The following is a 13,078-nucleotide window of genomic DNA, read 5'->3' on the forward strand; positions in this document are numbered from 1 at the left end:
CACTCGCGAAACTCAATAACCGAATAACTCAATAACCGAATAACTCAATAACTCATAACTTCTCCCCGATCACCGCGTACAGCATATTCCTGTAATGCTCACTACAAGGCAGCTCCGTTTCCCCCAATAACACCGCCTTGCGCGAAACCGTATCTACTTTCCGCAAAGAAATAATATAAGAACGGTGAATGCGAATGAACTCATCCTGCGGCAAACGGGTCTCGAAGTATTTCAGGCTTTGCAGGGTAATAAAAGGTTTCTTGCTATCGACAAGATGAATGCGGGTATAATCTTTCAGTCCCTCCAGATAAAGTATATCACTATAAAAGATCTTCTGGATCTTATGCGCCGTCTTAATAAAAAGGAAATCGTCTTTTTTCGGTTGAGCCCGCGCCTTTCTATAGCTGATATGTTCATACGCTTTATGTACAGCCGCCAGAAAACGATGGAAGGGTACGGGCTTCAGCAGGTAATCGATGGCATCCTGTTCAAATCCTTCCAGGGCCAGATCATTATGCGCGGTTACAAAGATCACGGCGGGTTTGCGCTTCAGGCTTTTCAGGAATTCTGTGGCGCTGAGCTCTCCCATCCTGATATCGAGCATCACGAGATCGATTACATTCTTCTCGAAATAAGGGAAAGCCGATCCCGGGCCATCGCAGCGGGCCACCAGGTTCAGGTAAGGTACCTTGCGGATGAAATCTTCCAGGAGATCGAGTGCTGAGCTGTTGTCGTCGATGATAATGCAGTTAATTGTCATGCAAGTTCAGATTACTTTGCATGAGCGCCGGAGTCGGCGCGACGTTGCAGCGGGGGCCGCCCAAATAAGGGGTCGTTGCCTGATTTTATACTTTCTATAACAGTTTTCGCAACAGTGGCGGCTTGCTCTTTGGTGGCAAAACCATCGCCGCCCGATTTGCCGGGGATAAAGGGCTGATGAATAATAATGCGCTCATTAAAGAGCACATCATAACCCCAACCCCGTTCGGTCTTAAAACAACTATAGTGTAAACCTTTGGGCTCAGCCGGTTTCAGTACCAGCATAAAAAAAGTACTGCCGGCTGCAAAAAGGATTGCCGCCAGCAGTACCAGTTTATGTTTTTTAGAGATTGTCATCGTCATCATCAGCTGCACCAGGCTGCAGTTCGTACATATTGTCGAAAGGCGCTGTACCGCTGCGGCCGCTCACTACAAAACCACGGTTCTTCAGAGTGAAACCAATGGCGCCGGTACGGGCAGTTCCACTGAAATTGGTCTTTTCATCCCAGGTATCATTCGCAGGATCGTATTCCCAGGTACGGTTGTTCAGGCTGCCGCTTTCACCCGTTACCAGGTAACCTTTGCCATCAATTACAAAAGTAGCGCCATTGAAACGGGCGATGCTGGTATAATCATCATCAAAGGTTTCATCAGTAACATTGGTCAGCTTACGCAGCGTCGTCCAGCTATCGGCATTCTGATCATAGACCTGCATATCGTTCAGCGCAGAACCATTGTTCTCACCGCTGATCAAATACGCTTTATCATTTATTACGAATACCTGTGCCTGTTTTCTTTTAGAACCGGAGATGCCGGCTTTCTGGATCCAGGTGTCGGAATTGGCGTTGTATTGCCAAACATCTTTCAGGTAGGCATCATCAAAACCGGTAGCCACATAAGCAGTGCCGCCTACTACAAAAGCAACTGCTTCTGCACGGGCCGTGCCGCCGAAATCTCTTCTGGGCGCCCAGCCATTGCTGTCGGGACTATACTGCCACATGTCTTTTTTATAGTTGGCATCCAGGTCATAACCGGTTCCAACATAACCTTTGCCATTTACGGCAAAACCGATGGCTGAACTGCGCTCACCGCCTTTGAAATCGGCGATCTGCGTCCAGTATCTTTTATCCAGGGAATATTTCCAGAAATCTTTAAAACGTCTTGTATTGGTATTGGTGAAACCGGTGCCCACGAACACCGTATCATTGATCGTGAAAGCAACAGCTTCGCTGCGGGCCGGACCATCAAAATAATCGCTGATTGCCCAGTTACCCACCAGGTCGCTTGTACTGTCAGAGGAGCTCTTACTACAAGCCGGAATGATCAGAATTGGTGCGGTAGCAATCACAAGGGCCAGGGAGTAAACTAGAACATTCTTCATTTTTGTTTTATTTTCTGTTTGTTTTTTTTAGTACATCACCGGTATCCGGGGATCCCGGGCGACCCGCATTTACTTGCGTTCGCTAGTTAATCTATTATTTCGACAGGTAAAAATATTTCCGTGTGTTCCTAACAAGTTTATAAAATAGATAGACAAGGTTATTGGCTCGACCAACCGGGCGCAAAAATCTTTATTTTTTTGGACCACGCCCCATTTTGACAAGTTTTTCTTATTAAAAGCTGCCAACTTACATAAACAACCAACATGTTAAATATTGTAAACCACAAGATTAACCAAGTATTAACATATCTGTTCGCCCATATCATTTTCAGCGCTGCACTTTTGCAGCCGGCGCCGGAGATTTCTCGCGAAGTTTACCCGGCTTATTATAAATTTGCAAATTTGCAAAATTTCGGTTGCCAATCAGCCATTTAATTTCCACCGGCAAAAATAAACGCTTCGTCGATTATCCGGTAGAAGCCATATATGTTAACAAAATTTGGTATTTCGCACCCGGTAATTTGCTGGCCTGAAAAGATAATGGAAACGCAGCAAGCTATAGCAAGAAGCGGGGAATTGAACACAAAGAGGTGTTAAAATGAAAACAAAAATGCCGGCTGCGAAAACTGTAAACCTTATATTCCATTACTTTACAGCCGCCAAAACCATGCGGTTTCCATATGCAGCCATTAACCTGTAAACCTAAAACGAATTCAGCTTAACAATCACTCACTAACCATAATATGTATATACACAAAAGGGCGCCTTTTATTCTTACTTGCTGTATCCTTATCACCGGCCTGTTCTCATCGTGTTATAAAAAAGATATCCAGGTGGGTATCGAACGGGCGGAAAGCCATACCCGCATCATTACCGTAGATACCGTGGGCGTTTTATTATCCAGTTTTGTACTGGATTCTTTCACCACCAATAACAACCAGTTTGCCCTCATAGGCAATTACCACGATGCCTACACCGGCAAGACCAATGCAAGTACTTTCTTTCAACTGGGCCTGCCTACCCTTTCTGAAGACGCTGCTACCCTGCTGCCCAAAAGCGCCGTTTACGATTCCCTGGTCATCTATATGAAACCCAGCGGTTACTATTATGGCGATACCACCCAGCCTTTTGCCATCTCGGTATACCAGCTGGCCGAACAACCGACCGCCAAAACGGTCAATAACCGCCAGGTGATCTATAACAAGACCAGCTTCCCTTTAAAAGGCGCTTCCCTGGTAACCTATTCAAAACTTGTTCGACCCAATAACGACCGGGATTCCATCATCATCAAATTGCCCCAGGACATGGGCCAGGATTTTTATACGAAGATCCAGACAAAAGCTTCCCAGTTCACCAGCGCCGAGAACTGGCTCGACTTTTTCCGCGGCCTCTGCATCCAGCCTTCCAACAATAACGCTGGCGCGGTATACGGGTTTAATATGGGCGACAGCAGTATCAGCATGCGCCTCCATTATCACCTCACCCTGCCCAGCAAACAGGATAAAGTACTGGAATTTGTGCTTACCAATCCAACGCTGCAGTTCAACCGCATTTTGACCGACCGCACGGGTACCATCCTGCAACGCAGCTTTGCCAACCAGCAGGAATTCTTTGCTACCAATACCAATCCATTCGGCATTACCCAAAGCGGAACCGGCGTATTGCTGAAAGTTCGTTTCCCTTCCCTGCGCGATGTGCTTAAGATCAATGAAGTGGTGCGGCTCATGGATGCCCGGCTGGAATTAAAACCCATCAGGGGCAGTTACGGGATGTACGATAATAAACTGCCCGGCTCCCTCCACCTGCGAACCACCGACGTGTCGAATGCAGTGGGCGGCGCCCTGCCCGATACCGTGGGTAATATGCAGCAGGTGCGGACCCCTGAAATTGATTACCTCTATGGCACCGCTACCCGGTATCAATTCCATATCACCAGTTACGTGAATGCCTTATTAAATACCCCCGGCAGCATCGAGAACGGCCTCTTTATCATGGAAGCCGATCCCGAAACCGCCAAACAGATCAACCGCGGCGTCATCGGCAGCCTGCACAATGCCACGAACTACCAAACCAGACTGATCTTAAATCTTTTGACAATCGAATAACCACCTATAATGAGAAAAATATTTATACTGAGCGGGATCTTCGTGGTGCTTGTGGCAACAGCAAAAGCGCAGAATATGGCCTCACCGTATTCAGTATACGGTGTGGGTGAACTGCAGGAACTGCATCCCGACCGCAGCAGTGGTATGGCCAATACCGGTACTTCCCTCATGTCGACCCCCGGTTTTATCATCAATAAGAACCCGGCTTCGCTGGTCGGCCTCGAAAGAAGCCTGGCCCAGGTAGATCTCGGCATCGTGGGTAAAACGGTTTCCTTCAAAGGCAACAATATCAATGGCGATAACAGCTCTACGAAAGACGTTACCATCAAACGCATTTCCATCTCGGCCAAACTGAACAATCACTGGGCCAGCAGCGTGGGTTTTATGCCTTTCAGTTACGTGAACTATTCCTTCAACGCCCAGAAGACCGTGGAAGGTTCTCCCAATACATACACCGGCCTCTATGAGGGCAATGGGGGTTTGAAGCATGTTTTCTGGACCAATGGTTTTGCCCTCGGCAAACACCTGGCCCTGGGCGTACGCTCTTCCTTTATCTTCGGTTCTATTAACCAGATAGAGACCCTCACCGGGGGTGGACTCAGCTCGAATGTGGTTTCCCAGGTGACCGATTATTACAGTGGTTTCCGCTTTGAAGGCGGCGCCATCTATGGCGCCAAGATCAATAAGAACTGGCGTTTTTCTTTGGGCGGAAAAGTGACCAGCAAGAGCGATCTCAATTCCAATAAAACACTCACGGTGACCGAAAGCGGTGGCGTGGTGGAACAGGATAAAGAATTAAGCGATGGCAATTTCACCCTGCCCTGGCAATACGATGCCGGGATCAGCCTCACCAATAAAGGCCGCACGACCTTCACCGTTGATTATACCTATGGCGACTGGAACAAGATCAATCCCGGCGGCGGTACCTGGACCATGGTGAACAGTGAACGCGTATCGGCGGGTGTACAGTTCTCCAGACAGGTACAACGCTTTGGCATGGTGGCCGAGAAAAGTTATTTCTCTGCCGGCCTCTTCTCTGATAAATCGTACCTGCAGGTAAAGGGACAACAAATTGAAGGCTATGGCGCTACCGTTGGTTATGGCGGTTACCTGAGCCGTGGACTGGCCTACAACTTAGCCGTAGAAGCCGGAAGACGGGGAACGCTTACGAATAATCTGGTTCGGGAGAATTACTTTCAATTCACTTTGTCTTTGTCATACCGGGAAGTGTTGTACAGTAAGGGACGCAAATATGACTAACAAATTGCCTCCTGGTTGGGAACGGGATACCGTTTAACAACATGCGTTACAGGTTACAAGTCGCAGGTTCCAGGGCGGTTCAAAGTTCTTAGTTCTTAGTTCACAGTTTTAAGTTTATCACAGAAAAAGGGTGTCCCGATTAATATATCGCGACACCCTTTTTTATATTTAAGTTATAAGATTTCGGTTGTAAAAAAATAATAGGAAAGCTAGGGTATTCTGCTATAATGACGACGCCTGTAGGTTATTGAAAATCTAACCATAAACTATAAACCACAAACCAAAAACAAGGTTATAAATATCAGGTTGTAAGCAGATAATAGGTAAACAAGTAGTATTTCGCTATAATGGCAAGACTCGTTGGTTATTGAAAATCTAACCACAAACCACAAACCAAAAACCATAAACGCTCACCTAGAAATCGTAAACAAGACGTTCTATTGTCTTCCATAATAGTACAGCTTTACACTTGAAGACAGCGCTTTTTCAGATAGCGTATAGTACCCGGTATTGTTATTATCAAAAACAATCGACTCACCTTGTGGCTCCTGGATATAGGGTAGCTTCGTTGGCTCTTTCAATAGCGCCTGAACTAAACTCTCCGACGCGGATCTTTGATAATAATAGATTGCGTCATAGGTTTTCACTACAATCTCTTTCCCATTCGGCGCAATGGCCGCGCTGACGGCATAATTGTACGACAGGGTGCCCACCTCTTCTACCCTGTTCATATGCGTCGTGCTGTAGGGATATTTCAGGCGGAAGATCTTCGAGCGGGTCTCGGTCTTGGTAATGATATAGATATCTTTTGATTCGGGATCCACTAAAATGGCTTCGGCATTATGGCTGCCATCGGGATAAAAAAAGGCGATGCGGTCGAGATGCTGTACGGTATCCGTAGCCGCCAGGGGTTCCTCGAAGCGGTAAATCGCATAGTCGTTATATACCAGTAAATTATCGCCGGTCTCGGCAATATAGAGGTAGTCGGTAGCCGGTTTGGGACCACCCGACAAGACGATGTCCTCCCAATCGCGGTTGATCACATGGGCCAGGCGGATGGTCTTGCCAACACTGCCATCCTTTTTTACCAGGGAAATCTCGGGCGGATTACCACTGTCCTGCTGCACCCATAAATAGCCGGGATTTGCTTTGCTGTCGGCAATGCCCGACACTTCATTCAGCCTGGGATCTTTGACAATAGCCTCCTGCGGCGTATTGGCAAAACCGATGATTTTACTGTTCGGCTTAACCTGGTTACAGGCCAGGAAACCGATGATACCAAGGAGCAACCAATACCGGCATCCGGCCAGGTGCTGAAAACGCTGTATACCCATACCGGCCGAAGGTATTAAATAATCCGGCAATTGGGCTGCCAAAACGAATATGCCATTGTGAATTAGTCACGCGATAAATATTTCTCCCGATTTCATAATCAAAAGCGGCTGCGGTTAATTATATTGCCGGAACCGCGGGCAATGGCGGCTACTCAACTACTTCACCCGGCAGAACTTCACAGGTTCACGGGTTCTTATTCCCTTGATCGAACCAACTTCCCGTTTGAAAATGCTATTGCCATGAATACAACCTTATCGTTATACAGTTCCTTACTGCCCGACAATAAACACGGTGCTGTTTACACGCAGTCCTTTGCCAGGGGAAAGGTCACCATTACGCTTCGCCCCCTTTCCCTGGGGGACGACTGGCCCTATATCTCCCGCTGGTTATTACGCGAGATCGCGCGTAAGCTGCCCAGTGCCGGCCACCTGCCCGAAAAACATTTGCGCGAGACCTATAATATCATGCTGCAATGTGATTTTGCCCAGCCTTTAATGGGCCTGATCAATGATCAGCCGGCTTTCGTGATCGAGATCTGCGATGGCGATAAACAGGGTTCCGGCGTAGATGAAGGACCGCATGAATACCTTCCCGGCGATCATGCCATCCGTTTATTATTATCTCCCACTGTTACCCATATACGTCAGGGTGGCTACTATGCGATCTTCAGCTGCCTGCATTATTTCTTTTCGCATACGAATATTCAACGTTTGGTATGGGAACTGCATGAACGCGACAAGCATTACATGCAGCTGGCCAATCATACGGGATTCGACAAAAGTGCCGCCCGCAAGTGGCGGGGCATACAGGTTTTTCTGTATACGCGGGAAAAATATGGGCTATTTTCGGACATCTACCCCCGATATGCGCAGAAACAAACGTAAATTAAGAAAAGGCAAAAAAGGCAAAAGGCAACGAGGCATAGACGCATAGAGAAAAGGCACAAAGGCATACAGGCATAAAGAAAGGCATCAAGGCAAAGGCATAGAGAAAAGGCAAGGAGGCATAGAAAAAAGGAGAAGCGCCTAAATTTTCTTAACTTCGTATGTCAATAACCGTTCTACAGTAGATCAGACAAGCGGTTTAAACCTTATTTTATGTCCTTAAGTAACCAGGATATGGCGAATATCCAGCAGGCCAGAACGATCCTTGCCGAAAATTTCGACAAGCACATTACGATACCGCAATTAGCCCGGCAAACCGGTATCAATGAAGCAAAACTCAAAGAGGGATTTAAAGAATTATTCGGGCAAAGCATTCATACCTACCTGCAGCAATTGCGGCTGGAGAAAGCCCAGCATTTACTGCGCACCACCGACCTCACGGTCACCGATATCACCTATTTTATTGGCTACAGTCACGTGACGCATTTCACCAGTCTGTTCCGTAAAGAAACCGGCTTCACTCCTACCGAATGGAGAAAGAAGTATAGAGAACAACAAGACCTGTAAGGTCGACAGCGGCCGTTTGCATCGGCAGTAAGTTGCGTGGACCTGACAGGTCGAAGCTATCGAAAAGCAACAGACCTGTCAGGTGCGCTTATGCTTAACAAACAAGCTGACTCATGCAGCGCACCTTACAGGTCTGCAATATCTATCTAAATATTCCCCTTCTTCAATTCATCAACCGCATAGTTAGCAGCACGAGCAGTCAACGCCATATAGGTCAACGACGGGTTCTGACAAGCAGAGGAAGTCATACAGGCTCCATCGGTGACGAAGGCGTTCGGCGCATCCCAAACCTGGTTATGACCATTGAGCACAGAAGTTTTAGGATCCCGGCCCATACGCGCAGTGCCCATTTCATGAATGCCCTGGCCAATGGCATAATTATCGGCATTCCAGGTGCTGATGTCCTTCACACCGGCCGCTTCAAACATGGCCACCAGTTCTTTCAGGATATCCTTGCGCATCTTGAATTCATTCTCTTTCAGCTCGGCATCCATGGCCAGTACCGGCAAACCCCATTTATCTTTTACGTTGGGATCGAGGGAGATCTTATTCTCGTGGTAGGGTAAGACTTCTCCAAAACCGGTGGCGCCGATATGCCATACGCCGGGTTCGGTGAGCGCTTCTTTCAATTCAGCGCCAATGCCGAGTTCGGCCACATCGCGGGCCCAGTTATCGCGGCTGGCGCCGCCCTGGTAACCGTAACCCCGCAGGAAATCGCGTTTATCGCCGAAGAGATTGGCAAAACGCGGAATATAAAATCCATTGGCGCGACGGCCATAATAATATTTATCTTCAAAACCTTCCACATAGCCCTTGGCGCCCAGCATATAATGATGATCCATCACATTATGACCCAGTTCGCCACTACTGCTGCCCAATCCGCCCGGCCAAATATCCGTAGCCGAGTTCATCAGCACCCAGGTAGAATTTAAAGCGGAAGCGCACACGAAAACGATGCGGGCATAATACTCATAGGTTTTATTGGTTTGTGCATCCAGCACTTCTACGCCTTTGGCTTTTTTGGCGTCTTTGTCATAAATGATCTTTGTCACGATGGACCATGGCCGCAAGGTAAGATTACCGGTTTTGGTAGCGGCCGGCAAGGTAGAAGACTGGGTGCTGAAATAACCACCGAATGGACAACCCTCCCAGCAGCGGTTGCGGAACTGGCATTGGCTGCGGCCTTCGATGGGCGCGGTGAGGTTGGCCACGCGGCCGATGAATAAATGCCGTTGATTCTTATAATGGGCTTTGATGCGGGCAGCTACTTCTTTTTCCACGCAGTTCAGGTCCATGGGCGGCAGGAATTGACCATCGGGCAATTGCGGCAGGCCTTCTTTGGAACCGCTGATGCCGGCAAAACGTTCTACATGATCGTACCAGGGCGCCAGGTCGCGGTAGCGGATGGGCCAGTCGACCCCATAACCGTCTTTGGCATTGGCTTCAAAATCAAAGTCGCTCAGGCGATAACTTTGGCGGCCCCATAGGAGCGAGCGGCCGCCGACCTGGTAACTGCGCCACCAGGTAAAGGGCTTTTTCTCCACGTATGGGCAATCTTTCTCGTTGGTCCAGGAGCTGACATTCTCTTCATGTACGATGGTGCCGCCGGCCCAGTCACGGGTGGCTACGGGCAGATCGAGTTTTGTTTGTTGGGTGGTTTTCCCGCGGTGGGCGAATTGCCACGGGTCGTTGGTAGCGGTCTTGTAATCTTTGATATGTTCTACGTTGCGCCCGCGTTCGAGCATGAGTACTTTGAGGCCTTTCTCGGTGAGTTCTTTGGCGGCCCAGCCCCCGCTGATGCCTGAACCGATAACAATAGCATCATACGTGTGTTGTTGAACAGCCTTGCTGTTAACCTGCAGTGAATCCCCTGGCATAGCAAAAGTTTGGTTAGAAGTCCAATTTACTTATTCAGGGGGAATTATCGTCAAATTGACGATAATTTTTTCATGGATGTAGTGAACAGGTGTCAGGCGCCAGGTTTCAAGTCACCGACACGCTGTAAAAAGATCAGGCCTTAACCAAAGCCGGGGCCAACCAAAAAGCCCCTGTAACCTGTAACCTGAAACCTGTAACTACTTCTATTAAAGATGCAAACGTTTCATATCAGAAATCATTTCTTTTACCAAGCGCTCCCCTGTAACCCGCAACCTGTACCCTGTAACTACTTCTGTAAAAGATGCACACGTTTCATATCAGAAATCATTTTTTACCGAGCTTTTCCCTGTAACCTGCAACCTGAAACCTGTAACAAATTCTGTTAAAGATGCACACCTTTCATATAAGAAATCATTTCTTTTACCAAGCGCTCCCTGTAACCTGAAACCTGCAACCTGTAACACCTTCCTATAAAGAAACGCTTCCACGCAAAAGAAAGACATTAATAACACAGCTACAACCTAAACTCATGCGCTTCCGCCGTATCAAACACCGCCTTCAATCTTATATTGGAGTACTCTTGCGGACTGGTCACTTCCGTTCTCAACAAGGCATCAGTCTTTGTGGCAAATTCCTGGCGATAGGCAAGGTATTGTTCTTCGGTAATGACGCCCTCTTTCAGGTATTTGTCGAGCTTGCGCATTCTTTTCTCATAGGCCTTGATGATATAACTCTTGGCCTCGATCACCGCATGTATAAAGATGGGTTGCTTGGCAGGCCGCCCATTATTGTTTGAAGAAGCGCCCATAGCAATCAGCATTAGTTTATCAAAGGTATCGATAAACGCATTCCATCCGCAGCATAGTTATTTTAACCATATATAGATGACTGTTACTCGATGAAAGAAATATTTTTTATTTACACATAAAGGAAAAGGCCGCTTAAGTGTACTGCGCTTATTGATCGGTTAAAGCGCCCAGGAAAGCTACAATGGCTTTTTGTTCGGCAGTAGTAAGTGATAAAGAATCGAAAGGTAATGACTGGTGCGGCAGTTCGATGCCAATGCCGCTTCCCCCACCCTTGTTGTAAAATTGCACCACATCATTAAGGTTAGTGTAAACGCCATTATGCATATAGGGCGCGGTGCTGGCGCTGTTGCGGATGCCCGGGGTTTTGAAGGCATACATGAGTTCTGCCATTTGATTGATCGCATACCGCCCCGAGTCGGCATCGATGCTTGCCTGCTGCCATAATGGTTTGGCAGGCACCCCAATGATCTCTGATTCTGCCTTGGTAAACCAGGGCGGTGTAGTGCCATTGAAGAGCGGCATAAAATGACAGGTGCCGCATTTGGCCTTGCCCATAAAAAGATTGAAGCCGCTGATGGCTTCGGTAGTTAAGCGCTGTTTATTACCGCGCATATATTCATCGAATCGGGAAGCAAAAGGATTCAACGAACGTACATAAGCCGCAATCGCATTGCGGATCTCGTAACCGCCGATCTTTTTTCCAGCACCATAGATCTTTTCCAACTGTGACCGGTAGGCCGGATCGGCCAGCAGTTTTTCCGCGGTCGTATTCGCATTGGAAGCAAATTCATCCGTATTCTTCATTACTTCATTGATCTGGTCTTCCAGCGAAGTGGAGCGTTGATCATAGAACTGCGCGGCCTGTAAGGCGGCATAATATAGAGAAGGTGTATTGCGTGCTAAGGAACCCCCATGCACCAGGTTACCGGCTTTGGCGAGACCGTCGGTAAAAGCCAGGTTTTCTTTATGACAACTGGCGCAGCTGATTTTGCCCGAAGCCGAAAGCCGCCCATCGGCAAAAAGCTGTTTACCCAAGGCCACTTTCTCTTTGGTAGTAACCGCATTCGCATACCCGGCATAGAAATCCGGGTTCCAGGCCCGGCCTTCCATGAGGTCGGCAAAAGTTCCGTAAAAAGGTTTTGATAAGGCCAGGCTATCTCTTTCCACCCGCGCGGCGATCCGCTGATCCAAGGATCTGCTCAGGGGCATTAAATAAGCAGTAATAAATTCCATTCGATTGAATGTATTGAAATCGCGAGGCGCTTGCAGGTAACCCACAGTCTTGTTCAGGTTCTCCCCTACACCATCCTTCATAAGTTCCGCCCCAAAATAAGCGTTGCAAAAGCCCTGGATCCCTTGTAATGCATCTTCTGATTCCGGCAGGGAAGCAAAACTCACCGGGGCGTCAAAACCCGTAATACCCAAGGTAGCGATCCGGATCAGCTGGTGTTGCACCAGTTCCCTGGCATGCCGCGGCAGGATCGCATGCTGCGGCATATTCGCTTTTACAAAACGCAGGTCGGTCAGCAAGAGCTTCACTTCATTGGAGACCGTGGCGCGCAGGGAATCATGGAAGCTGCCATACAAATATTGTTCAATCACCTGGAAGCCATGGGGCGGCCATACCTGGCCATCTTCTGTTTTAATATCGGGCAGGGCCGGACCGTTGATCCTGCGGGTCAGTCCCTGGAAATAATATTCGGTTATACCTTCTGCCCTTTTATAAATACGGCGGCAGTTGGCAAAGGACCGGCGCAGTGTGGGCGTATCCACGCCTTGTTTGATCAATGTATCGAGATGGGTCAATCCAGTCATCAGGCTATCCAGCTGCTTTTTATACAAGGCTTTCGCAGCGGCTTCGCCGGTGGGTGCTTTTTGTTCATCCGAACAGGAAGGAATATAGAACAACACTGCAAGAAAAAAGCAGCTGATAGTAAAGGTAGCGCGTTTCATGTTGGTGGTAGTATATAAATGACCTGTAAGGTGGACTTAGGGATTCTTTAAAGTTCGGACGGATGAGTCCACCTGACAGGTCGTTTATTTGATGGTCTTAATCTTTGACCTGTCAGGACCACATAACCCACTGCAATTGCAAATGAC

General features: G+C 48.0%; 11 protein-coding genes. 4 read left to right on the top strand and 7 right to left on the bottom strand.

From position 1 onward, the window contains the following. Positions 1 to 52 precede the first annotated feature (52 nt). The 3 genes from JT717_RS21900 to JT717_RS21910 are packed head-to-tail and all read right to left on the bottom strand — an operon-like array spanning position 53 to position 2,140. A complete protein-coding gene (locus JT717_RS21900; RefSeq protein ID WP_205513176.1) occupies positions 53 to 760 on the bottom strand; it encodes a LytR/AlgR family response regulator transcription factor in 708 nt (235 codons plus the stop codon). 11 nt (positions 761 to 771) lie between these two features. Then, a complete protein-coding gene (locus JT717_RS21905) occupies positions 772 to 1,116 on the bottom strand; it encodes a DUF4907 domain-containing protein (RefSeq protein ID WP_205513177.1) in 345 nt (114 codons plus the stop codon). Beyond that, complete coding sequence (locus JT717_RS21910; RefSeq protein ID WP_205513178.1) at positions 1,103 to 2,140, bottom strand: Kelch repeat-containing protein; 1,038 nt, start codon at positions 2,138 to 2,140, stop codon at positions 1,103 to 1,105. Before JT717_RS21910 ends, JT717_RS21905 begins: the two co-directional genes overlap by 14 nt. Positions 2,141 to 2,883: 743 nt before the next feature. On the opposite strand from JT717_RS21910, the gene JT717_RS21915 reads away from it, so the two are divergent. Then, entirely contained in the window at positions 2,884 to 4,245 is a 1,362-nt protein-coding gene (locus tag JT717_RS21915; protein ID WP_205513179.1) for a DUF4270 family protein, read from the top strand. A gap of 9 nt (positions 4,246 to 4,254) precedes the next feature. Continuing rightward, on the top strand, positions 4,255 to 5,505 hold the full coding sequence (gene bamG / locus JT717_RS21920) for a BamG family beta-barrel-assembly machinery protein (RefSeq protein ID WP_205513180.1): 1,251 nt from the start codon (positions 4,255 to 4,257) through the stop codon (positions 5,503 to 5,505). A gap of 437 nt (positions 5,506 to 5,942) precedes the next feature. On the opposite strand, the gene JT717_RS21925 is transcribed toward bamG, so the two are convergent. Beyond that, on the bottom strand, positions 5,943 to 6,839 hold the full coding sequence (locus JT717_RS21925; protein ID WP_205513181.1) for a hypothetical protein: 897 nt from the start codon (positions 6,837 to 6,839) through the stop codon (positions 5,943 to 5,945). Positions 6,840 to 7,079: 240 nt separating this feature from the next. Between JT717_RS21925 and JT717_RS21930 the strand changes: the two genes are divergently transcribed. Then, positions 7,080 to 7,724, top strand: coding sequence for a GNAT family N-acetyltransferase (locus tag JT717_RS21930; RefSeq protein ID WP_205513182.1), 645 nt, complete (start codon positions 7,080 to 7,082; stop codon positions 7,722 to 7,724). Positions 7,725 to 7,937: 213 nt separating this feature from the next. Continuing rightward, complete coding sequence (locus JT717_RS21935) at positions 7,938 to 8,291, top strand: helix-turn-helix domain-containing protein (RefSeq protein ID WP_205513183.1); 354 nt, start codon at positions 7,938 to 7,940, stop codon at positions 8,289 to 8,291. A 146-nt stretch (positions 8,292 to 8,437) separates the two neighbouring features. Here JT717_RS21935 and JT717_RS21940 read toward each other — a convergent pair whose 3' ends face one another. The 3 genes from JT717_RS21940 to JT717_RS21950 all read right to left on the bottom strand — a co-directional run bounded on the left by JT717_RS21940 (position 8,438) and on the right by JT717_RS21950 (position 12,931). Then, on the bottom strand, positions 8,438 to 10,168 hold the full coding sequence (locus tag JT717_RS21940) for a GMC oxidoreductase (protein ID WP_205513184.1): 1,731 nt from the start codon (positions 10,166 to 10,168) through the stop codon (positions 8,438 to 8,440). A gap of 515 nt (positions 10,169 to 10,683) precedes the next feature. After that, a complete protein-coding gene (locus JT717_RS21945) occupies positions 10,684 to 10,989 on the bottom strand; it encodes a hypothetical protein (protein WP_205513185.1) in 306 nt (101 codons plus the stop codon). A 136-nt stretch (positions 10,990 to 11,125) separates the two neighbouring features. Further along, complete coding sequence (locus tag JT717_RS21950; RefSeq protein ID WP_205513186.1) at positions 11,126 to 12,931, bottom strand: cytochrome-c peroxidase; 1,806 nt, start codon at positions 12,929 to 12,931, stop codon at positions 11,126 to 11,128. Between the last annotated feature and the right edge of the window lie 147 nt (positions 12,932 to 13,078).

Source organism: Longitalea arenae (assembly GCF_016924755.1).
GTDB lineage: Bacteria > Bacteroidota > Bacteroidia > Chitinophagales > Chitinophagaceae > Niastella > Niastella arenae.